Genomic DNA, 19,841 nt, shown 5'->3' with positions numbered 1-19,841 from the left:
TCGGGCCGCCTGCGGGGTGCGCCGTGAAACTCGTTGCGCGCTGCGCGCTCCGTTCAGACAACTGCGGCGAGTCAGTTGACGAAGCAGTCCTGTCCTGCGGCAGGACTGCAACCCCGCAGACGGCCCGACGCAGGCGCGGGCATACGGGATTGGGGGCGGGGAGATGGGGCGGGGCCGGGGGCGTCAGCCGTTCTTTTGCAGGGAGCGGATGACGCTGGAGAAGTCCAGGGCGCCGTTGCCTGCGATGGAGTGCATGGCGTACATTGCACGCGCCATGCCGCCCAGGGGCGTGGAGGCCTTGACGGCCATGGCGTTTTCCTGGGCCAGGCCCAGGTCCTTGAGCATGAGGTCGGTGCCGAAGCCGCCTGCGTAGTTCTTGGAGGCGGGGGCGTTTTCGTGGACGCCGGGGAAGGGGTTGTATTTTTCCAGGGCCCAGTTGCCGCCCGAGCTGCGGCGCATGATTTCGCTGAGGACCTTGGGGTCCAGGCCGTTGGCCACGCCCAGGGCGATGGCTTCGCTGGTGCCGATCATGAGGATGCCCAGCAGCATGTTGTTGCAGATCTTGGCGGTCTGGCCCGCGCCCACGGCGCCGGCGTGGAAGATGTTGGCGCCCATTTTTTCGAGCAGGGGGCGGGCGCGTTCGAGGTCGGCGTCGCTGCCGCCGACCATGAAGGTGAGGGTGCCTGCAATGGCGCCGCCCGTGCCGCCGGAGACGGGGGCGTCGATGAAGGCAACGCCTGCGGCTTCGGCGGCCTTGGCGACCTTTTGGCTGGTGGCGGCGGCGATGGTGGAGCTGTCGATGATCAGCGCGCCCTTGGCAATGCGCTGCAGCAGGCCGGCTGCGCCGTCACGGCCGAGGAAGAGGCCTTCCACATGCTGGCTGGCGGGGAGCATGGAGACCACGGCTTCTGCGCCCTGCACGGCGTCTTCGGCGCTGGCGGCAATGCTCACGCCCTCTGCAGCGACCTTGGCGCAGGCGTCTTTGGAGAGGTCGAAGGCCTTGACCGTGTGGCCGGCCTTGTGCAGGTTGATGGCCATGGGGCCGCCCATGTTGCCGAGTCCGATGAATGCGATCTGCATGTGCTTGTCTCCTGTGTTGTGAAGCTTGTGGTGTGTCTCAGTGAACCGTGTCGTCGGTGTAGTTTTCGCCGGGGTCCATGTCGCCGGTGTCCTTGTCACCGTTCGCAATGTCGGCGCCGCGTTCCTTGAGCAGGGAGCGCAGGATGCCGCGGTGGCAGCGTGCCTCCTGCTCGCAGTAGCAGCCGATGGCAAAGGCGCTGTGCTGCGAGAGGGCGGCCAGCAGGTCCAGGGTGCGGCTGGCGGCGGGCTCGGCCATTTCCTTGCGGAATTTGCGCACGAATTGCTGCCAGAGCTTGTCGGCCTCGGCCTGCTGGCCTTGGTCCTGCAGCCGGTGCGATTCGAGCGCGGTGTGCATGGTGTCGGGCTGGGGCGAGAGTTCGGGGTACCAGACGTCGTAGTAGTCGCGGCTGGCGAATTCGGCCTTGGGCACGCCGCGCGGCGGGCGGCGCACGGTGCCTATGCGCAGGCCTTCATCGGCGTGGCGGGGGCTGCCTAGCTGGACGATGCGGATGGGCATGGGGCTCTCCTGCAAAGGGGGCTTATTCGTCGCCGAAGATGGGGTGCTTGCGTGTGCGGCGCCCGGCCGGGGCGGGGGGCGCCGGCGGTGTCTTTGCTTCGGCGGGCGCGGGTTCGCTGGCCTGGGCCTTGCGCTTTTTCGGCGGCGTGGCCTTGGCGTGGGGGTTGAAGGCCAGGGCCTGGGCAATCCAGTGCTGCCACTGCTGGCGCGTGGCGTAGGCGGCGGGGCCGATGAAGAAGTAGCCGTCCATCTGGCCCTTGGACGAGAGCGGGCGCAGGCCCGGCGTCTCGGCCACGGCGGCGTGCTGCGAGGGCGGCAGGCGCACCAGCAGTTCGTCGTCTTCCACGCCCAGGCACAGCTTGCCGTTGACCATGAAGACATGGCAGCCGAACATGCGCTTTTCCTGCACGTCGTCGCAGCCGGCCAGGGCTTCGCGCACGGCGTCTATGAGGTGCAGCGTGGTGTCGGAAAGCGGGCGGGCGGGCATGGTGCGGGCTGGATGTGGATGGATCAGCGGATCATGTCCGGCGCATCGCCTTCCAGCATGCGCCGCGCGATGATGACGCGCATGATTTCGTTCGTGCCTTCGAGGATCTGGTGCACGCGGGCATCGCGCATGAGGCGCTCCAGCGGGTATTCGCGGATGTAGCCGTAGCCGCCGTGCAGTTGCAGGGCTTCGTTGCAGACCATGAAGCCGGCATCGGTGGCAAAGCGCTTGGCCATGGCGCAGTAGGTGGAGGCGTCGCGCGCGCCGGCATCGAGCTTGGAGGCGGCCAGGCGCACCATCTGGCGCGCGGCCACGAGTTCGGTGGCCATGTCGGCCAGCTTGAACTGCAGGGCCTGGAAGCTGGCAATGGGCTTGCCGAACTGCTTGCGCTCGTGCATGTACTGCTGGGCCTGGGTGAGCGCGCCCTGGGCGGCGCCCACGGAGCAGGTGGCGATGTTGATGCGCCCGCCGTCCAGGCCCTTCATGGCGATCTTGAAGCCTTCGCCCTCGCGGCCCAGCAGGTTGTGCGCGGGAATGCGCACGTTGTCGAAGCTGATGACGCGCGTGGGCTGGCTGTTCCAGCCCATCTTCTCTTCCTTCTTGCCGTAGCTGATGCCGGGCAGGTCGGCAGGCACGGCAAAGGCGGAGATGCCGCTGGCGCCCGAGCCTGCGTCGCCCGTTCTGGCCATCAGCACCAGCATGTCGGTGCTGCCCGCGCCGCTGATGAAGGCCTTGGCGCCGTTGATGATGTATTCATGCCCCGCCAGCTCGGCCCGGGTCTTGAGCGAGCCGGCGTCCGAGCCCGCGCCGGGCTCGGTCAGGCAGTAGCTGGCCAGCTTGCGGCCGCTGGTCAGGGCCTCGCCCCATTCGGCGCGCACGGCGTCGGTGGCCCAGGTGCCCAGCATCCAGGTGGCCATGTTGTGGATGGTGATGAAGGCGGTGGTGGAGGGATCGACGGCGGCCAGTTCCTCGAAGACCATGGTGGCGTCCAGGCGCGGCAGTTGCAGGCCGCCTGCGTTCTCGGGCGCGTACAGGCCGCAGAAACCCAGTTCGCCCGCCTTGGCGATGGCCTCGCGCGGGAAGATGGATTCACGGTCCCAGTGCGCGGCATGGGGCGCGAGTTCGGCCTGGGCAAAGGCGCGGGCCGATTCGGCAAAGGCGCGCTGGTCGTCGTTGAGTTCGAAGTCCATGGCTGGCTTGTCTCCTGCGTTGGGCTCTGTGGCCCTTGTTGTTCTGGGGTGGCTGTCGGTGGCTGTGGGTGCGTGCGGCGGTCAGTGCTGCAGCCAGCGCTCCAGCGCCTGCATGCGCTCCTGTGTCGCGGCCGTGAGGCATTCGTGGTAAAGGCGCGGGCCTTCGGGCTGGGTTTCGCTGTCTCGCGTGGCGGCCTTGCAGCGTGCCGTGCGGCCCTTGATCCAACCGTTCTGGTCGTGGCGCAGGCCCGTGCGCTTGCCCTGGGGCAGTTGCTGCATGACGTCCAGGTAGCGGATGTTGAGCGCGGTGTCGGCCTCCTGGAAGGCCTGGACCGCGCAGGCATTGCGGCTGGCGGCGGCGGTGGAGGCCGGGTCGCAGGCTGCACCGGCCTGCGCGTGAAGGGTCAGGGGCAGGGCGGCCAGGGTGGTGAGCAAGGCGGCACCCAGGCCCCGGGAGAGGGGGGCGGTCATTGGAAAACGCATGCCGCCATCATCCCAGAGCCGGGGCCTGCCCCGGATCAATCCAGGCCCGCCGACCGGTGCATCAGCGCAGGCTGATGGTGGTGTTCACGCCCTGGCTGGTGGTGCTGTCGTCGAACCAGCGCGCCGTGACGGTCTTGGTCTGCGTATAGAACAGCACGACCTGCTTGCCGTAGGGCCCCAGGTCGCCCAGCTTGGAGGCGCGGCTGCCCGTGAAGGAGAACAGGGGAACCGGCACGGGAATCGGCACGTTGATGCCGACCTGGCCCACGTCGATGTCTTCCTGGAACTTGCGCGCCGCGGCGCCCGATTGCGTGAAGATGGCCGTGCCGTTGCCGTTGGGGTTGGCGTTGATGAACTCGATGGCCTCGTCCAGGCTGTCGGCAGCCGCCAGGCACAGCACGGGGCCGAAGATTTCCTGGTCATACACGCTCATGCCGGGCTTGACGCCGCTGAACACGGTGGGGCCGACGAAGTTGCCCTTGTCGTAGCCGGCCACCTGGGGCTTGCGGCCGTCCAGTTCCAGCTTGGCGCCGTCGGCCAGGCCGCGTTCGATCAGGCTTTCCACACGCGACAGCGCCGCGCAGGACACCAGCGGGCCCACGTCGGTGCCGGGCTCGGTGCCGCCGCTGACCTTCAGGGTCTTGGACTTTTCCACCAGCTCGGGAATCCACTTCTGTGCATCGCCCACCAGCACGGCCACCGACAGCGCCATGCAGCGCTGGCCTGCCGCGCCGAAGGCTGCGCCCAGCAGGGCGTTGAGCGTTTGCTCCTTGTTGGCGTCGGGCATGACGATGGCGTGGTTCTTGGCACCCATCATGCATTGCACGCGCTTGCCGGCCAGGCTGGCACGGTTGTAGACATGGGTGCCGACCTTGGTGGAGCCCACGAAGCTGATGGCCTTGATGTCGGGGTGGTCGCAGATGGCGTTGACCACGTCCTCGCCGCCGTGCACCACGTTGAGCACGCCGGGCGGAATGCCGGCTTCCAGCGCCAGCTCGCACAGGCGCATGGTGACCATGGGGTCCTGCTCGGAGGGCTTGAGCACGAAGGTGTTGCCCGTGGCAATGGCCATGGGGAACATCCACAGCGGAATCATGGCCGGGAAGTTGAAGGGGGTGATGCCCGCGCACACGCCCAGGGGCTGCAGCACGGAATAGGTGTCCACGCCGTTGGCCACGTTGTTGGCCAGCTCGCCCAGCTGCAGCGAGCCGATGTTGGCCGCATGCTCCACCACTTCCAGGCCGCGGAAGACATCGCCCTCCGCGTCAGGCAGGGTCTTGCCCTGTTCGGCGGTCAGCAGCGCGGCCAGCTCCTTCATGTTCTCGCGGATCAGCTGCTGCAGCTTCAGGAAGATGCGGGCGCGCTGGCCGATGGGCGTCTTGCGCCAGGTCTTGAAGGCTTCCTTGGCATTGGCGACGGCGGCGTTGACCTCGTCGGGCGTGGCAAAGGGCACGCGGGCCAGCACTTCCTGCGTGGCCGGGTTGACCACATCGCGCCATTGGGTGCTTTGGGATTCGACCAGCTTGCCGTTGATCAGCAGCTTGACCGTGGGCGCCAAAACCTTGGCGGACGTGGATGCATTCATGGCTTGTCTCCTGTTGCGGTGGTGTCGGCCCGGCATGCCGTGCGCCGGGCGTTCATCGCATGGTAGCTGTGCGGTTTTTCGCAAGCAATGGAGATGTTTGCAGTATGCATGTGCGTTTTTGCACATCGGCATGCCAACTCGGCCACGCCAAAAAACATGGCCTGCGGTGTTCGCAGGCCATGCGGGTTCAGGGCTTGAAGGCTCAGTCCGTACCGGTGGCCGGCAGGCGGTCGTCTGCAGCGGGACTGGAGTGGTGTACGGCGCGGGCGGCGGGCTTGTGCAGCGGCTCCAGCTTCACGCGGGCGCTGGCGCCCAGGCCGGACTCCAGCTTGGTCAGCAGGCGCAAAAGCTCCTGCAGTTCCTCGTCTTCCAGCGGAGAGACCAGGCGGTGATAGGCCTGGTCCACCAGCGGCACGCTGGCGGCCAGCAGGGCCCGGCCCTTTTCGGTGAGCGTGAGCTGGTGCTGGCGGCGGTCACGCGTGCTCAGCGCGCGGTGCACGTACTCGCGCTCTTCCAGCCCGCGCACCAGGCGCAGCGTGGTCACCTTGTCGAAGCCCATGGCGCGCGCCAGGGAGCTTTGGTCGGAGCCGGGGGAGGCGTCGATCAGGACCAGGGCGCCGTACTGTGGCGGCGTCAGTCCCAGGGGGCGGCATTGCTCTTCAAAAATGCCGACCGAAATCTGGTGGGCGCGCCGCAGCAAAAAGCCAGGGCGCTGATATAGCGGCAGTGGTGCAGGCGTCATCGTGTCCATATGCGTCTAGTATTCTTGCAGAGATGTCCAGTATTCATTCGATTTCCACCAATTGTGCCCATTCTGGTGCATGATTACCATGCGTTTGCATGCTAACTACAAAAGAGGTCTACATGCGAAATTTTGTTGGCAGACGGCAATTTTTGAAGACAAGCGGATTGGGAGTATTGGGTTTACCCGTAGCAGGCGCCATCGCCAGCACCGAGAGTGTGCCTCTGAAATTGATTGTGCCTTTCACTCCGGGGACTGGAATCGACACGATTGCGCGAACGATCGGGCCTTTGCTGGCCAAGCGCCAGGGCCGGCCCGTGGTGGTGGAGAACAAGCCGGGCGCCTCTGGAAATATCGGAACCGAGGCCGTTGTGCGCTCGCCCGCCAATGGCCAGACGCTTTTGGTGACAGTGAATACCCTGGTGATGAACGCATCGCTGTATCCCAAATTGCCATTCAATCCGCTGACGGACCTCGAGCCTGTGACGTTGACCAGCTGGGGACAGCTGATTTTGGTGACGCCCACGGCCTCCGCCTATCAGACGGCGGCCGATCTGGTGAAGGCCGCCAAGGCCTCGCCGGGTCGCATCAATTACGCATCGCCGGGAGTGGGCACTCCGCACCATATGGCGATGGAGCTTTTCAAGAGCACGGCGGGCGTATCGATCACGCACATCCCTTATCGCGGAACAGGGCCGGCGCTGACGGACCTGCTGGGCGGCCAGGTGGAATGCATGTTCCTGCCCATTCATGTGGCATTGACGCATGTGAAGGCCGGCAAGCTGCGCGCGCTGGGCATTGGCAGCCAGCGGCGCCACCCGCTGCTGCCCGATGTGCCCACGCTCAAGGAGGCCAAGGCGGGCGATGTGAACGTGGATATGTGGTACGGCGTGTTTGCGCCGGCCGGCATGCCGGCGGACCAGGTCGATGCCCTCAATCGCGAGATCCGCGCGATTTTGGCGTCGGAGGAAGTCCGGCATGCCTTCGCGCCCCAGGGCATGGATCCGGCCGGCAGCACGCCGGCCGAGTTCAAGGCCCTGGTGCAAAAGGACGCCCGGCGCTGGGCCGATCTGGTCAAGGCGCGGGGGATTACCGCCGAGTAGGCGGGGCGGGCGCCAACAGCGCCCCTGGAGAAAGCATGGAGAGTCAGCGGATGAAAGTAGCGATCGTGGGGGGCGGCATCGCAGGCCTGTGCCTGGCATTGGCCCTGCATCAAAGAGGCATTGCCTGCGAAGTCTTCGAGGCCGTGCCCGAGGTCCGCGAGATCGGCGCGGGCATTACCCTGCTGCCGCATGCCATGCGCGAACTCAGCGACCTGGGCCTGCAGCCGCAGCTGGAGGCCCTGGCGATCGAGAACCTGGAGAGCGTGTTCTTCAACCGCTATGGCCAGTTCGTCTACCGCGAGCCGCGCGGCCGCCATGCCGGCTATGAGCTACCCGAGCTGGGCATCCACCGTGGCCGCCTGCACCGCGTTCTCTTCGAGGCCGCCGTGCAGCGCCTGGGCCCGGGCGCAGTGCACACGGGCCACCGCTGCGTGCGTGTGGACCAGTCGGCCCATGGCGCCACCGTGCATTTCGCGCCGGATGCCCAGGGCCATGTGCCGCCGTCGGCCATGGCCGACATCGTCGTGGCCTGCGATGGCGTCAACTCCGCCGTGCGGCGCCAGTTCTATCCGCAGGAGGAGCTGGCCTTCGGCGGCATCAACACCTGGCGCGGCGTCTCGCGCTTCAAGCCCATCCTCACGGGCAAGAGCTATCTGCGCATCGGCTCGGTCGATACCGGCAAGATGGTGATCTATCCCATCGAGGACAACGTCGATGGCCAGGGCATGCAGCGCATCAACTGGGTGGCCGAGATCCGCGACCCGCAGATGCGCATGAACGACTGGAATCGCGCCGGGCGCATGGAGGATGTGCTGGAGATTTTCGGCGGCTGGACCTTCGACTGGCTGGATGTGCCGGCCCTGATCCGCTCGGCCGAGACCATCTTCGAGTACCCCATGGTGGACAAGGACCCCGTGGAACAGTGGAGCTTCGGCCGCGTGACCCTGCTGGGCGATGCCGCCCACCCCATGTATCCCCGCGGCTCCAACGGCTCGGCCCAGGCCATGCGCGATGCGCGGGTGCTGGCCGACCTGCTGGCCGCCGACCCGCAGGGCGACCCGCTGGCGCTGCTGGCCGCCTATGAGGCCAGCCGCCTGCCCGCCACCAGCCAGGTGGTGCTGACCAACCGCTCCACGCCGCCCGACTTCATCATCATGAAGGCCGACGAACTCAGTGGCGGCCAGCCCTTCGGCCATATCGACGAGCTGATCAGCCAGGACGAGCTGCGCGCCATTGCTCGCCATTACGAGCAGGTGGCGGGGTTTGCGAATCCGCAGTCGCAGGGCTGAGGCAGGCGGCGGTCTCAATCCAGGCTGATATTCGCCTTCTGGATCAGCAGCTTGTACTGGTCCGCCTTGGTCCTGGCGAATTTCTCCATTTCCGGCACTTCCCAGGTGATGGGCTGGAAGGCGAAGGTGGCGAATTTCTCGCGCACCTGCGGGTCCTGCAGCACGGCGACCACGTCGGCGTGGATCTTGTCGCGCAGGGTGGCGTCCACGCCCTTGGGTGCCAGCAGGGAGACGAAGGAGTTCACGATCAGCTCGGCGGGGCCACCCGATTCGGCCACGGTGGGCACGTCGGGCATCTGGGCGATGCGCTGGGGCGCGGCCACGGCCAGGTAGCGGATCTTGCCGGATTTGTAGATGCCCTGGCTGGAGGGAATGCTGGCAAAGCTCCAGGCCGGATCGCCATTGGCCACCGAGGTGTAGAGCTGGCTGACCTCGCGGTAGGGAACGTGGGTCATCTTGCTGCCGGTCAGGAAGTCCAGCCATTCGCCGCCCAGGTGGCCGGGGCTGCCCACGCCCCAGGAGCCGTAGCTGACCTTGCCGGGCTCGGACTTGGCCGCCTTGATCAGGTCGCCCATGCTCTTCCAGGGCGAGTTCGTGGGCACGGCGACGAAGAAGGGCGTGAGGAACAGCGGCGCCACGGGGTCGAAGTGCTGCAGCGGATGGAAGTTGCGCTGCTTGTAGAGGTAGGGCAGGGCGGAGACATGTTCGCTGTCGAGCTGCAGCAGCGTGTAGCCGTCGGGCTTGGCGCGGCGTGCGGCTTCGATGGCGACAAAGCCGCCGCCGCCTGGGCGGTTGTCCACGGTCACGCCCTGCTTCCAGCGCGCGGAAAGCTTTTCTCCCACGATGCGCAGCACGGCGTCAGGGCCGCTGCCCACGGCAAAGGCCGTGATCACGGTGACGGGGCGCGTGGGAAAGCTGGCGGCGCTGCTGGAGCCTGCCTGCGCCCAGGCGCAATGCAGCGGGGCGATGGAGGCCAGCAGCAGGGCGGCGCCTGCGAGGGCCTTGCGGCGGGAGGGGACGGTGCCGAGGCGGCTGGATGGGGATGCTTTCACAGTCTGTCTCCTGTTGGATCTGCTTTTTTCACTGCTTGCAATGCCCCGGTCCTTCTGGCGAGGACTCGGGGCGGGTTAGGGCTGCCGGCAAAGGTGCGGCGGGGTTCAGGCGAAGTTCAGCCGGCGTCAGGCTGGGCCAGGGGCGCGGCCTGCGCAAAGGCGGGCAGGGCCGCGCAGGCCCTGTCCACTGCGCTGATCAGCGGCCAGCGGTCCAGGTCCACGCCAAAGCGGCGTGCGCTTTCGATCTGGGGAACCAGGTAGACATCGGCCAGCGTGGGTGCGTGGCCGAAGCAGAAGTCGCCGCGCCGCGTGTCGCGGGCCAGCAGGGCTTCGATGGCGTCGAAGCCGTCGGCAATCCAGGTGGCGCACCAGGCGTTGATGGCGGCCTCGTCCGCACCGAACTGGCGGCGCAGGGTCTGCAGGATGCGGCGGTTGTTGATGGGATGCACGTCGCAGCCCACGATGGCGGCCAGCGCGCGCACCTGGGCGCGGTCCTCGGGGTCGGCGGGCAGCAGCGGCGGCTCGGGGTGGCGCTCTTCCAGCCATTCGATGATGGCCGGCGACTGGATCAGCGTGCGGCCGTTGTCCAGCGTCAGCGCCGGCACCAGGCCCTGCGGGTTGACCTGCTTGAACGGCGCCTGGGCCTGCTCGTCCACGCGCAGGTCCACGGGGAAATAGTCAGGGCGCAGGCCTTTGAGGTTGAGCGCGATGCGCAGGCGGTGCGAGGTGCCGCTGCGGAAAAAGCTGTAGAGCTTCATGGTGGTGGTCTCCCTGGCCTTATTCAGGCTCGCCCACGGTGAGCGCGATCTCGCCCACGCCCTGCACATGGCCGGTGATGCGGTCGCCCGGCAGCACGGCGCCCACGCCCTCGGGCGTGCCCGTGTAGATGAGGTCGCCGGGCTGCAGGTGATAGAACAGCGAGAGGTCGGCAATGATTTCGCGGATGTTCCAGATCAGCTTGTCCACGTCGGACTGCTGCTTTGTCTCGCCATTGACGGCCAGTGCAATGGCGCCGGATTCGATCACCTGGCCCGGCATGGGCACGATCTCGCTGGCCACCGAGGACTGCTCCACATCCTTGCCCAGGTCCCAGGGCCGGCCCTTGTCGCGCGCCACCAGCTGCAGGTCGCGGCGCGTCATGTCCAGGCCGCAGGCGTAGCCGTAGATGTGTTCATGCGCCTGGTCCGCCGCAATGCGAAAACCCGCCTTGCCGATGGCCACCACCAGTTCCATCTCGAAGTGGTAGTTGTTCGTCTCGGGCGGGTAGGCCACGGTGGCACCCGATTCGGTCAGCGTGGACGGCGCCTTGGTGAAGTAGAAGGGGCGCTCCACGCTCTTGTCCACGGGGCGGCCCATCTCGACGGCATGGGCGTGGTAGTTGCGGCCCACGAAGAACAGGCGGTTCACGGGCAGGCGCTGCGTGCTGCCGCGCACGGGCAGGGATTGGACGGGGGGCGGGGTCCAGAGGTATTGGGGGGCGGTCATGGTATTGGCGATGGGGGAGTAAAGAGACATCGGAGGATTCAAGGCCGGACCTCGTAGAGGCCCAGCTTTCGGTGCAAAGGCGCCTCGTCGGCCAGGAAGAGGAAGGCGGGCTCGCTGGCGCTGGCATTGGCCAGCGTGGCGGGCGCCCAGCCGGGCACGCAGCAGGTGTCGGCCGGGGCCAGGTCGAAGTGGCGGTCCACGGCGGCCACGCTGGCGCCGCCCTCGATGACATGGAACACGCAGGCCGGCGAGCGCGCGGGCAGCTGCAGCGTCTGGCCCGGGCGCAGCATCAGCGCGTAGAAGCCCAGGATGTTTTCGCAGTCGGCCCCGGTCTCGGGGTTGGTGTAGGCCAGCTGCACGCAGTCCAGATCGGGGCGGTCGGCGGCCAGCTCCAGCAGCGCGGCGCGGGCATCCTTCCACGGGTAGCGCAGCATGGGGTAGGCCTTGGTGCTGCGGGCGAACACCTGCGTGGGGGCCAGGCCGCCGCGCGCATATGCCCGGTCGCCACGGCCGGGCAGGGCGGGCTGGCGCGGGCCGTCCACGTGGTAGGTGACTTCCAGGTAGTAGGCCAGGGGCAGGTCCAGCACATCGAGCCAGACCACGGGCTCGTCGCCGTCATGGCCATGCTCGTGCCACAGGCCCGTGGGCGTGAGGATCAGGTCGCCGCGCTCCATGGGGCATTTCTCGCCGTCGACCAGGCTCCAGGCGCCCTGGCCTTCCACCACCATGCGCACGGCATTGGGCGTGTGGCGGTGCGAGGGCGCCCACTCGCCGGGCAGCAGCAGCTGCATGCCCAGGTAGATGGAGGAGCTGGCCTGCATCTTCTCCAGCCCATGGCCGGGGTTGGCCAGCACCAGCACGCGGCGCTCGGCCTTTTCGATGGGCGTCAGCTCGCCGGCCTGCATGAGCAGCGGGCGGATGGCCTGGTAGGGCCAGGCAATCGGCTGGGTGCGCGGGCGCGGCGTGTGCGGCGGCATCACGTTGCGCAGGCTGGGCCACAGCGGCACCAGGTTGTTGCGCGTGAGTTCGTCGCGGTAGTCCTGGGGCAGGTCTTCCAGGCGGCCAAGTTCTTGCATGGCGGTCTCCTTGTGTTCAGTCTTCGGCGAGGCAGGTTTCGGCCTTCCAGCCGTACAGCCATTCCATGGCGTCGTAGAAACGCTGGGGCGTGCGGCCCTTCCAGAGGTCGTTGCGCACCAGGCGCTCCACGCCGCTGGCGTGGAAGATGCGGCCCATCTCGCGCGCGGACAGCACCACGCGCGCCGTGCGGGCAATGCGCGAGCGCTCGTACAGCCGCAGCGCCTGCGGCCAGTCGTTGCCGCAGCGCTTGAGCGCCTGGCCCAGCGTCACGGCGTCTTCCAGCGCCATGCAGGCGCCCTGGGCGATGTACTGCAGGGTAGGGTGGGCCGCATCGCCCAGCAGCGTGGCGCGGCCGAAGCTCCACTGGCCAATGGGCTCGCGATCGGCCGTGGCCCAGCGCTTCCAGCTTTTGGGCAGGTCTATGAGCTGGCGGGCGCGCGGGCAGCAGTCGCTGTAGTAGCTTTGCACCTCTTGGCGGCTGCCTTCGCGTACGCCCCATTCCTCCTGCTCGCGGCTGTGGAAGGTGACGACCAGGTTGTATTGCTCGCCGCCGCGCAGCGGGTAGTGCACCAGGTGGTAGTTGGGGCCGACCCAGATGCTGGCCGCGTTCCAGCGCAGGTCCTCGGGGAAGTCGTTCTTCTCCACCACGGCGCGGTACACCACGTGGCCGGAGACACGCGCCGCATCGCCCACGTACTGCTGGCGCACCACGGACTTCACGCCATCGGCGCCGATCAGGGCCTGGCCCACATGGAGCTGGCCGTGCTGGTCGCGCACGGTGACGGTGTCGCCCTCCTGCTGCACGGCTTCGATGCGGGTGCCCGTCAGCGTCTCGATTTGGCCGTGGGCACGCGCGCCTTCGAGCAGCGAGGTGTGGATGTCGGCGCGGTGGATCACCGCATACGGGTTGCCGAAGCGGGCGCGAAACGGCTCGCCCGTGGGAATGCGGCCGACCAGCCGCTCATCGAGCGCGTCGTGCATCACCATCTCGTCGGTATAGACCGCGCGGCCACGGGCCAGCTCGCCAATGCCCAGCGCGTCGAAGGCCGCGAATGCGTTGGGTCCCAGCTGTATGCCGGCGCCGATCTCGCCCAGCTGCGGCGCCTGCTCCAGCACCTTGACGGCGAATCCCTGGCGTGCCAGGGCCAGCGCGGCCGCCACGCCGCCAATGCCGCCGCCTGCCACAAGAACGGGCAGCGCCCGGGAAGAAATGCTGGTGCTCATGGATGTCCTGTGCTTCGTGGTGCGTGTCGCTCGCCTGGGGGGCAGATGCGTCGCGACTAATTAAACAGTATGCTGACGATGAGTGTAGTTTTGATTTGCATCAGGCCAGCCTGGGGTTTCCCTGGATGCAGGCCAAACGGTGGTGGACAGCATGTCCGGGTGAATCACCTGTCCGCCAGCCAACGCCAACGGAGGGCGCGGTTCATGCGAACATCTGCGCTTGCCCGCAGGGACCCGGAAAAGAGCGCAATGGCCATGGACTACCAACCCGCAGAACTAGAAAACTACCCCGGCTACCACATCCGCCGCCTGCAGCAGATCGCGGTGGCCGTCTTCATGGAGGAGACCCAGGAATTCGGCGTGACCCCCGTGCAGTACGCGGCGCTGTCGGCCGTGCTGCGCCAGCCAGGCGTGGACCAGCGCACGCTGGCGCGGATGATCGGCTTCGACACCTCCACCATTGGCAGCGTCATCGACCGGCTGGAGGCGCGCGGCCTCATGGTGCGCAACACCAGCCCGGCCGACCGGCGCGTGCGCCTGCTGTCGGTCACCGCAGAAGGCGCCGCGCTGCTGGCCGCTGCCGAGCCCTCGGTGCTGCGGGCCCAGCAGCGCATGCTGGAGCCGCTGCCGCAGGAGCAGCGGGGCCTGTTCATGGACATGATGGCCGTCCTGGTGCGGCAAAACGACGAGCTGGCGCGTGCGCCCAGCACGCTGGCCGCGCGCCGCGCCGCAGCCGACTGAGGCGGCCTCGACCCATGGACTGGGACCACCTGAGATTCTTTGGCGAGCTGGCGCGCAGCGGCAGCATGGCCGCCGCCGCGCGGCAACTGGGCGTGGAGCACACCACGGTGTCGCGCCGCATCCAGGCCCTGGAAAAGCAGCTGGGGGCCGTGCTCTTCGAGCGCGAAGCGGGCCAATGGCGGCCCACGGAGGCCGGCCGACAACTGCTGGGTGTGGCAGACGCCATGCAGCGCGCCGCAGCCGGGCTGGAGCGCATGCCGCTGGCGGCGGAATCCACCAGCCAGGGACCGTCCGGCCTGGTGCGCGTGGGCGCCACCGAGGGCTTCGGCACCCAGCTGCTGGCCCCGCAACTGGCCGCGCTGACGCAGCGCCATCCGCTACTGAGCATCGACCTGCTGGCCCTGCCGCGCCTGCTGCACCTGTCGCGGCGCGAGGCCGACATCGTCATCTCGCTGGAGCGCCCCACGCGCGGCTCGGCCGTGGTCACCAAGCTCACGGACTACCGGCTCTTCCTCTACGGCCAGCGCGAATACCTTGCGCGCCGTCCGCTGGTGGCGCGCACCGAGGACCTGCGCCACCACAGCTTCATCCACTATGTGGACGACCTGCTGTTCACGCGCGAGCTGCAGCTGCTGTCCACCCTGTTCCAGCCCGAGCGCTTTGCCTTTCGCAGCACCAGCATCACCGCCCAGTACGAGGCCGTGCGCGCCGGCGCCGGCCTGGCCGTGCTGCCCGCCTTCATCGCCGACCGCGACCCCGTGCTCAGTCGCGTGCTGCCCGCCGAGGCCTGCTTCACCCGCACCTTCTGGATGAGCATGCCCTCGGATGCCCGGCAGGTTCAGCGCATCGAGGCGGTCTGGGGGTTTTTGCGGGAGGCTGTGCAGGGGATGCGGGAACTGCTCAGTCCCCGGAGTTGATGCAAGAGGGCCTAACTGCAGGCGGGGTAAGCATCAGATAATAACGGGAGTCGTTATTATTGATCCATGATCCTCGATTTCAGATGTGCAGACACCCAGGCATTGATGCTTGGCAAGCGCGTTGCGCGGTTCGCCAACCTGGAGGTCGCTGCCATGCGCAAGCTGGTGCAGCTGAACGCAGCGACCTCCCTGGAGTTCCTGCGCATTCCGCCAGGCAACAGACTGGAGGCCCTTCAAGGAAGCCGCAGGGGCCAGTACAGCATTCGGATCAATGAGCAATGGCGCCTTTGCTTCGTCTGGGCAGATGGCCATGCCAGCCAGGTCGAGATCGTGGATTACCACTGAAAGGACTACAACATGACCCGCGAAGTCAAATGGCCGCACCCAGGAGAAATCCTGATGCACGAGTGGCTCGAACCCATGGGCCTGAGCCAGTACGCGTTGGCAAAGGCCATCGATGTTCCGCCCCGGCGCATCAACGAGATCGTGAAGGGCATGCGCGGCATCACGGCGGATACGGCGCTGCGCCTTGCGGTCTTCTTTGGCACGGACGCGCAAAGCTGGCTCAACCTGCAGTCCGACTACGACCTTGCCGAAGCCCGCGATGCCATGGCGGACGTGCTGGCGCGAATCCAGCGGTTTGAGCCCTCGCATCCCTGAGCGACCCCAGGGCGCACTTTGCCGTCCGCAGCATGATGCGTCTCCGGCGGTGCTTTGCCCCTGCCGCTATACTGCCCGCCCCGAATCTCGTCATCCGACAGCAGGATCCCTGGCATGCGCCTGAAAGCCCTTTTGCGTCCACTGGTGTACCTGAGCCTGGCGGGGCTGGCCGCTTGCGGCAGCAACCCGCCCAGCCCCTCGGCGGCCACGCCTGAGTCCACGCCCACCGCGCCGGGCACACCCGTGGCGCCCATCAGGATCGGTCTAGCCCTGGGCGGCGGGGCCGTGAAGGGCTTTGCCCATATCGGCGTCATCAAGATGCTGGAAGCCAATGGCCTTGCGCCTGCGGTGGTGTCCGGCACCAGCGCGGGCAGCGTGGTGGGGGCGCTGTATGCGAGCGGCATGAACGCCTTCGAGCTGCAGGAAAAGGCCGTGGCACTGGATGAGACCAGGATCCGCGACCTGCAGCTGTCCTCGGGCGGCCTGCTGGTGGGGCAGAAGCTGGAAGACTATGTGAACGAACAGGTGGGCCGCAAGCCGCTGGAGCAGCTGGCCAAGCCCTTCGTGGCCGTGTCCACGCGGCTGGAAGACGGCGAGCGCACGGTGTTCGCGCGCGGCAATACGGGGCAGGCGGTGCGTGCCTCCAGCAGCATTCCGGGTGTGTTCCAGCCTGTGGCCATCGGCAAGTTCCACTTCGTCGATGGCGGCATCACCAGCCCCGTGCCCGTGGACGCCGCGCGCCAGCTGGGCGCCGATCTGGTGATCGCCGTGGACATCTCCAACAAGGCCCGTGGCAAGGCGCCCGAGAACATGCTGGGCGCCCTGGGCCAGTCCATTGCCATCATGGGCCAGAAGCTGGGCCAGGCCGAGCTGGCCCGCGCCGACATCACCATCCGCCCCAAGGTGCTGGACATCGGCCCGGCCGACTTCACCCAGCGCGCCAGCGCCATTCTTGAGGGCGAAAAGGCCGCCGTGGCCGCCATGCCCCAGATCCGCGAGCGCATCGCCCAGCTGCAGGCCGAGCGCGCCAAGGCCGCGAAGCTGGCCCAGCAAAAGGCGGCCAAAGCCCAGCACCAAGCCTGCCTGGACCAGCGCTCGCGCATGCAGAAGCTGGCGGAGATGGCGGGGATGGATGGCGCCTGCGCCAGTCCTTGACGGGGTTCAAGGCAGGGCGGATCATGCCGGTGTCATGACGAATGAAAAGAACGGGCTTCGACTGGTGAAGCCATGCGGATCGCGGGCATGTGTAACGACATAATGCAGGCTTCCGTTCCGTGTCCTTTCTTCACTGATACAAGCCGCCATGGAAATAGTGCCGCAAGCGAGCCAGTCGAACAGCGAGCCTGATGATCACGACAAGGGTGCAATACCCAATGAGGCGAAATTCTTTCAGAACACCAAACGTACTGAACGCGCCTTGCTTCAAAAAATCGAGGGTTTGAATGTTTCCGCTGATGCGAAGGCCATCCTGGCCAATCTGCTGCGCTTGTCATCGCAGATCGGACGCCGACTGGTGCGCATCGGGCGGAAGATTCTTGATCTCATCTTTCTTACGCTAGACCAGTTCCCCACCTTGGCATTCGCCACAGCGGTTGCCTTGGTGGTCGGTGCATTGTTGAGCGCAGTACCGCTGATAGGAACATTGCTTGGAGCGTTGTTGAGCCCGCTGGCGATTGCATTGGGCATTGCCTACGGAGCCAAGAAAGAGATGGATTTTCCAGATCTGCAAGACAGGATCCGCCTGTTTGTTGCGCAATTCAAAGCGGCGCTGGCATGAAGCAAATCCATGAAATTTCCAGCGAAAATTTCACTCTGGACGGTGTGGAGCAGGTTGTTGCCGAGCCGCTGCGGTTCAAGGCAAAGTTGGCGATTGGAGAGAACGCCTATCGCTCTTTGCGAATGGTCAACCGGGGCCGTGAGCTGTGGGATGTTCTGGGGGCTGCTGGAACTGGCGCGGCAGTCGCCAAGTCGAGTCTGGTGGCTTCAACATTCTTTGCGCCATCTGGGCTATTGGGCGCAATCGGTATTGGAACCGCTGCCACACCGCTTGGGTGGGTCGCTTTTGCTGCATTGGCCTCGGGAGGCGCTTGCTATGGGCTCTATCGCATGTTTTCCAACAGCCGTGGATCTCGGGTCATTGAGATCCCCAAATTCCTGAATACGCCTCTCGATGTGCTTGCCTTGTCGTTGTTCGACCTGATTGCACCGCTTGCCCTACGAATTGCCGCTATGGGCGGAAAAATCGACCAAGAACAGCGCAGCGTGCTGGTGGAGCATTTGGTGGAAGAGTGGGGGTTTGACCCGAATTTCGTCGGTCAGGCGGTCCCGCTGCTGGAAAGCCAACTTGGACAGGGTCAGCCGCAGGACGTTGCCCAAGAGCTTGCCACCTTCCTCCACGCCAACCCGGACTGCAATCATTTGGCGATCGCTGCCGATCTGGGTGACTTTCTAAGGTCTCTGCTGGAGACGGGCAAACCACTTTCAGAGTCTGAACACACGTTGCTGAATGCCTGCATTGCCACGCTTTCGCAAGTTCCGGAGGGGGGGATGTCCAAGGCTTGGGCTCAGGCCCACCTCCGGGCCGGACAAGTTGCCGACGGCGTCGGCGGTACGCTGAGGGAAGCCAGCAAGAATTTGCCCAGCATGGAAGAGTTGCGCGATGCTGCCGACTCGACAGTTAACCAGGTCCGGCAATCTGCCCTGCGAGTGGGTACGTTGGCGAGCCAGGTTTTGCCAGAGCCCGCGCAACTGAAGGAGGCGGCAAGACGATCACTTGCGCTGGGCAAAGCCGGCGTGGACAGGATCAAAAACCGCCTTTCCCGGTAGTTGCTGTCCTTGCTGCGGCTCTACCTCTTGCCTGGACGTAGCTTGGAGTCCCTGCGCTGTTGTCTGTGCCGAGAGCGATTCATGTCCGTAGTTCATTCATACACCGGATACCGACGGCACAGCTCCGTCACCTGATCGCGGACCTGCGCAGCCACCTTGGCAAAGCGGGCGCCTTCCTGCGCGTCCAGCGCATCGAGCACATCGCACAGCCAGCCGGCCAACTGTTCGCACTGCGCCTGGCCGAAGCCGCGCGTGGTGACGGCGGGCGTGCCTATGCGCAGGCCCGAGGTCACGAAGGGCGAGCGCGGGTCGTTGGGCACGGTGTTCTTGTTGGTGGTGATGTGCGCCTCGCTGAGCGCGGCATCGGCATCCTTGCCGGTGTAGCTGCGGTCGGACAGGTCGATCAGCATCAGGTGGTTGTCCGTGCCGCCCGAGACGATGCGGTAGCCGCGCTGCTGGATCACGGCGGCCATGGCGCGGGCGTTGGCCAGCACCTGGCGCTGGTAGGTCTTGAAGCCGGGCTGCAGCGCCTCCTTGAAGGCGACGGCCTTGGCGGCGATCACATGCATCAGCGGCCCGCCCTGCACGCCGGGGAACACGGCCGAGCTCAGGCGGCGGTTGAAGGTTTCGTCCTGTCCCTTGGACAGGATCAAGCCGCCGCGCGGGCCGCGCAGCGTCTTGTGCGTGGTGCTGGTGACCACATGCGCGTGGGGCAGTGGGCTGGGGTACTCGCCCGCAGCCACCAGGCCTGCGACATGGGCCATGTCCACCCAGAACACGGCGCCCACCTTGTCGGCAATGGCGCGCATGCGGGCCCAGTCCTTGTGGCGCGAGTAGGCAGAGAAGCCGCCGATGAGCATGCGGGGCCGGTGCTCCAGGGCGATGCGCTCCATCTCGTCGTAGTCGATCAGGCCCGTGGCGGGGTCCAGGCCGTAGGGGACGATGCGGTAGTGGCGGCCCGAGAAGTTGGACGGGTTGCCATGCGTCAGGTGGCCGCCCTGGGCCAGGTTCATGCCCATGACGGTGTCGCCGGGCTGGGCCAGCGCCAGGAACACGGCGGCATTGGCCTGGGCGCCGGCATGGGGCTGCACGTTGGCGTAGTCGCAGTCGAACAGCGCCATGGCGCGTTCCACGGCCAGGCGCTCGGCCACGTCCACGTTCTCGCAGCCGCTGTAGTAGCGCTTGCCGGGGTAGCCCTCGGCGTACTTGTTGGTGAAGACCGAGTTCTGCACCGCCATCACCAGCGGGCTGGCGTAGTTTTCGGAGGCGATGAGTTCCACATGGTCTTCCTGGCGGCGTTTCTCGCTCTGGATGGCCTTGGCCAGCTGCAGGTCGAAGTCGGCCAGGGTCAGGGATGCGTCGTACATGGGTGAATGGTTCCTG

At 66.6% G+C, this 19,841-nt stretch carries 22 protein-coding genes; 9 read left to right on the top strand and 13 right to left on the bottom strand.

The genetic code is table 11. The features are described 5' to 3' along the window. Window positions 1-183: 183 nt before the first annotated feature. The 7 genes from mmsB to ACF8ME_RS12900 all read right to left on the bottom strand — a co-directional run bounded on the left by mmsB (window position 184) and on the right by ACF8ME_RS12900 (window position 6,084). Window positions 184-1,080, bottom strand: coding sequence for a 3-hydroxyisobutyrate dehydrogenase (mmsB, locus tag ACF8ME_RS12930; protein WP_392416796.1), 897 nt, complete (start codon window positions 1,078-1,080; stop codon window positions 184-186). Window positions 1,081-1,117: 37 nt separating this feature from the next. Then, a complete protein-coding gene (locus ACF8ME_RS12925; RefSeq protein ID WP_043791951.1) occupies window positions 1,118-1,597 on the bottom strand; it encodes a DUF488 domain-containing protein in 480 nt (159 codons plus the stop codon). Between the two features lie 22 nt (window positions 1,598-1,619). Beyond that, window positions 1,620-2,084, bottom strand: a complete 465-nt coding sequence (locus ACF8ME_RS12920) for a TfoX/Sxy family protein (RefSeq protein ID WP_212645793.1) — start codon at window positions 2,082-2,084, stop codon at window positions 1,620-1,622. A 23-nt stretch (window positions 2,085-2,107) separates the two neighbouring features. Further along, window positions 2,108-3,274, bottom strand: coding sequence for an acyl-CoA dehydrogenase family protein (locus ACF8ME_RS12915; protein WP_065345865.1), 1,167 nt, complete (start codon window positions 3,272-3,274; stop codon window positions 2,108-2,110). An 81-nt stretch (window positions 3,275-3,355) separates the two neighbouring features. Then, on the bottom strand, window positions 3,356-3,757 hold the full coding sequence (locus tag ACF8ME_RS12910; RefSeq protein WP_203399405.1) for a lysozyme inhibitor LprI family protein: 402 nt from the start codon (window positions 3,755-3,757) through the stop codon (window positions 3,356-3,358). A gap of 61 nt (window positions 3,758-3,818) precedes the next feature. Beyond that, window positions 3,819-5,342 carry a CoA-acylating methylmalonate-semialdehyde dehydrogenase gene (locus ACF8ME_RS12905; protein WP_012205523.1) on the bottom strand — a complete coding sequence of 508 codons (1,524 nt, stop codon included), beginning with the start codon at window positions 5,340-5,342 and terminating at the stop codon, window positions 3,819-3,821. 202 nt (window positions 5,343-5,544) lie between these two features. Continuing rightward, a complete protein-coding gene (locus ACF8ME_RS12900) occupies window positions 5,545-6,084 on the bottom strand; it encodes a MarR family winged helix-turn-helix transcriptional regulator (RefSeq protein WP_223275353.1) in 540 nt (179 codons plus the stop codon). Window positions 6,085-6,206: 122 nt separating this feature from the next. On the opposite strand from ACF8ME_RS12900, the gene ACF8ME_RS12895 reads away from it, so the two are divergent. Both ACF8ME_RS12895 and ACF8ME_RS12890 read left to right on the top strand, forming a co-directional pair. After that, a complete protein-coding gene (locus ACF8ME_RS12895) occupies window positions 6,207-7,187 on the top strand; it encodes a tripartite tricarboxylate transporter substrate binding protein (RefSeq protein WP_016446007.1) in 981 nt (326 codons plus the stop codon). A gap of 50 nt (window positions 7,188-7,237) precedes the next feature. Continuing rightward, window positions 7,238-8,476, top strand: coding sequence for a flavin-dependent oxidoreductase (locus ACF8ME_RS12890; protein WP_392416793.1), 1,239 nt, complete (start codon window positions 7,238-7,240; stop codon window positions 8,474-8,476). 14 nt (window positions 8,477-8,490) lie between these two features. Here ACF8ME_RS12890 and ACF8ME_RS12885 read toward each other — a convergent pair whose 3' ends face one another. From ACF8ME_RS12885 to ACF8ME_RS12865, 5 genes are all read right to left on the bottom strand, one after another. After that, window positions 8,491-9,528 (bottom strand): Bug family tripartite tricarboxylate transporter substrate binding protein, encoded by a 1,038-nt coding sequence (locus ACF8ME_RS12885; RefSeq protein WP_392416792.1) that lies wholly within the window; start codon window positions 9,526-9,528, stop codon window positions 8,491-8,493. 116 nt (window positions 9,529-9,644) lie between these two features. Next, window positions 9,645-10,286, bottom strand: coding sequence for a maleylacetoacetate isomerase (gene maiA / locus ACF8ME_RS12880; protein WP_392416790.1), 642 nt, complete (start codon window positions 10,284-10,286; stop codon window positions 9,645-9,647). A gap of 19 nt (window positions 10,287-10,305) precedes the next feature. Next, window positions 10,306-11,013: a fumarylacetoacetate hydrolase family protein gene (locus tag ACF8ME_RS12875; RefSeq protein WP_392416788.1), complete on the bottom strand. Its 708-nt coding sequence runs from the start codon at window positions 11,011-11,013 to the stop codon at window positions 10,306-10,308. Window positions 11,014-11,051: 38 nt separating this feature from the next. Continuing rightward, the gene (locus ACF8ME_RS12870; RefSeq protein WP_392416786.1) at window positions 11,052-12,089 is read right to left on the bottom strand and encodes a cupin domain-containing protein; all 1,038 of its coding nucleotides are present in this window, start codon (window positions 12,087-12,089) and stop codon (window positions 11,052-11,054) included. 16 nt (window positions 12,090-12,105) lie between these two features. After that, on the bottom strand, window positions 12,106-13,314 hold the full coding sequence (locus ACF8ME_RS12865) for a 3-hydroxybenzoate 6-monooxygenase (protein ID WP_392416784.1): 1,209 nt from the start codon (window positions 13,312-13,314) through the stop codon (window positions 12,106-12,108). A 204-nt stretch (window positions 13,315-13,518) separates the two neighbouring features. On the opposite strand from ACF8ME_RS12865, the gene ACF8ME_RS12860 reads away from it, so the two are divergent. From ACF8ME_RS12860 to ACF8ME_RS12830, 7 genes are all read left to right on the top strand, one after another. Continuing rightward, complete coding sequence (locus tag ACF8ME_RS12860; RefSeq protein WP_012205532.1) at window positions 13,519-14,055, top strand: MarR family winged helix-turn-helix transcriptional regulator; 537 nt, start codon at window positions 13,519-13,521, stop codon at window positions 14,053-14,055. Window positions 14,056-14,069: 14 nt separating this feature from the next. After that, window positions 14,070-14,972 (top strand): LysR family transcriptional regulator, encoded by a 903-nt coding sequence (locus ACF8ME_RS12855; protein ID WP_013802476.1) that lies wholly within the window; start codon window positions 14,070-14,072, stop codon window positions 14,970-14,972. Window positions 14,973-15,038: 66 nt separating this feature from the next. Continuing rightward, complete coding sequence (locus ACF8ME_RS12850; RefSeq protein ID WP_047218636.1) at window positions 15,039-15,317, top strand: type II toxin-antitoxin system RelE/ParE family toxin; 279 nt, start codon at window positions 15,039-15,041, stop codon at window positions 15,315-15,317. Window positions 15,318-15,329: 12 nt separating this feature from the next. Then, on the top strand, window positions 15,330-15,632 hold the full coding sequence (locus ACF8ME_RS12845; protein WP_063326188.1) for a HigA family addiction module antitoxin: 303 nt from the start codon (window positions 15,330-15,332) through the stop codon (window positions 15,630-15,632). Between the two features lie 114 nt (window positions 15,633-15,746). After that, window positions 15,747-16,787 carry a patatin-like phospholipase family protein gene (locus tag ACF8ME_RS12840; protein ID WP_392416782.1) on the top strand — a complete coding sequence of 347 codons (1,041 nt, stop codon included), beginning with the start codon at window positions 15,747-15,749 and terminating at the stop codon, window positions 16,785-16,787. 148 nt (window positions 16,788-16,935) lie between these two features. Then, entirely contained in the window at window positions 16,936-17,409 is a 474-nt protein-coding gene (locus tag ACF8ME_RS12835; protein WP_392417157.1) for a hypothetical protein, read from the top strand. Further along, window positions 17,406-18,458 carry a hypothetical protein gene (locus ACF8ME_RS12830; protein WP_203399398.1) on the top strand — a complete coding sequence of 351 codons (1,053 nt, stop codon included), beginning with the start codon at window positions 17,406-17,408 and terminating at the stop codon, window positions 18,456-18,458. The genes ACF8ME_RS12835 and ACF8ME_RS12830 overlap by 4 nt, the downstream gene beginning before the upstream one ends. Window positions 18,459-18,550: 92 nt before the next feature. Here ACF8ME_RS12830 and glyA read toward each other — a convergent pair whose 3' ends face one another. After that, entirely contained in the window at window positions 18,551-19,825 is a 1,275-nt protein-coding gene (glyA, locus tag ACF8ME_RS12825; protein ID WP_392416780.1) for a serine hydroxymethyltransferase, read from the bottom strand. Window positions 19,826-19,841: the final 16 nt, after the last annotated feature.

The sequence above is a fragment of the Delftia sp. WSY_7 genome (genome assembly GCF_043104845.1).
GTDB classification, from domain to species: Bacteria; Pseudomonadota; Gammaproteobacteria; order Burkholderiales; family Burkholderiaceae_C; genus Comamonas; species Comamonas tsuruhatensis.
The sequence above is the reverse complement of the archived record's forward strand: the minus strand, read 5'-3'. Positions and strand labels throughout refer to the sequence as shown.

Coding starts and splice junctions, on each gene's coding strand:
- mmsB (WP_392416796.1), bottom strand. CDS start 1,080: ATGCAGATCGCATTCATCGGACTCGGCAACATGGGCGGCCCCATGGCC.
- ACF8ME_RS12925 (WP_043791951.1), bottom strand. CDS start 1,597: ATGCCCATCCGCATCGTCCAGCTAGGCAGCCCCCGCCACGCCGATGAA.
- ACF8ME_RS12920 (WP_212645793.1), bottom strand. CDS start 2,084: ATGCCCGCCCGCCCGCTTTCCGACACCACGCTGCACCTCATAGACGCC.
- ACF8ME_RS12915 (WP_065345865.1), bottom strand. CDS start 3,274: ATGGACTTCGAACTCAACGACGACCAGCGCGCCTTTGCCGAATCGGCC.
- ACF8ME_RS12910 (WP_203399405.1), bottom strand. CDS start 3,757: ATGCGTTTTCCAATGACCGCCCCCCTCTCCCGGGGCCTGGGTGCCGCC.
- ACF8ME_RS12905 (WP_012205523.1), bottom strand. CDS start 5,342: ATGAATGCATCCACGTCCGCCAAGGTTTTGGCGCCCACGGTCAAGCTG.
- ACF8ME_RS12900 (WP_223275353.1), bottom strand. CDS start 6,084: ATGACGCCTGCACCACTGCCGCTATATCAGCGCCCTGGCTTTTTGCTG.
- ACF8ME_RS12895 (WP_016446007.1), top strand. CDS start 6,207: ATGCGAAATTTTGTTGGCAGACGGCAATTTTTGAAGACAAGCGGATTG.
- ACF8ME_RS12890 (WP_392416793.1), top strand. CDS start 7,238: ATGAAAGTAGCGATCGTGGGGGGCGGCATCGCAGGCCTGTGCCTGGCA.
- maiA (WP_392416790.1), bottom strand. CDS start 10,286: ATGAAGCTCTACAGCTTTTTCCGCAGCGGCACCTCGCACCGCCTGCGC.
- ACF8ME_RS12875 (WP_392416788.1), bottom strand. CDS start 11,013: ATGACCGCCCCCCAATACCTCTGGACCCCGCCCCCCGTCCAATCCCTG.
- ACF8ME_RS12870 (WP_392416786.1), bottom strand. CDS start 12,089: ATGCAAGAACTTGGCCGCCTGGAAGACCTGCCCCAGGACTACCGCGAC.
- ACF8ME_RS12865 (WP_392416784.1), bottom strand. CDS start 13,314: ATGAGCACCAGCATTTCTTCCCGGGCGCTGCCCGTTCTTGTGGCAGGC.
- ACF8ME_RS12860 (WP_012205532.1), top strand. CDS start 13,519: ATGCGAACATCTGCGCTTGCCCGCAGGGACCCGGAAAAGAGCGCAATG.
- ACF8ME_RS12855 (WP_013802476.1), top strand. CDS start 14,070: ATGGACTGGGACCACCTGAGATTCTTTGGCGAGCTGGCGCGCAGCGGC.
- ACF8ME_RS12850 (WP_047218636.1), top strand. CDS start 15,039: ATGATCCTCGATTTCAGATGTGCAGACACCCAGGCATTGATGCTTGGC.
- ACF8ME_RS12845 (WP_063326188.1), top strand. CDS start 15,330: ATGACCCGCGAAGTCAAATGGCCGCACCCAGGAGAAATCCTGATGCAC.
- ACF8ME_RS12840 (WP_392416782.1), top strand. CDS start 15,747: ATGCGCCTGAAAGCCCTTTTGCGTCCACTGGTGTACCTGAGCCTGGCG.
- ACF8ME_RS12835 (WP_392417157.1), top strand. CDS start 16,936: ATGGAAATAGTGCCGCAAGCGAGCCAGTCGAACAGCGAGCCTGATGAT.
- ACF8ME_RS12830 (WP_203399398.1), top strand. CDS start 17,406: ATGAAGCAAATCCATGAAATTTCCAGCGAAAATTTCACTCTGGACGGT.
- glyA (WP_392416780.1), bottom strand. CDS start 19,825: ATGTACGACGCATCCCTGACCCTGGCCGACTTCGACCTGCAGCTGGCC.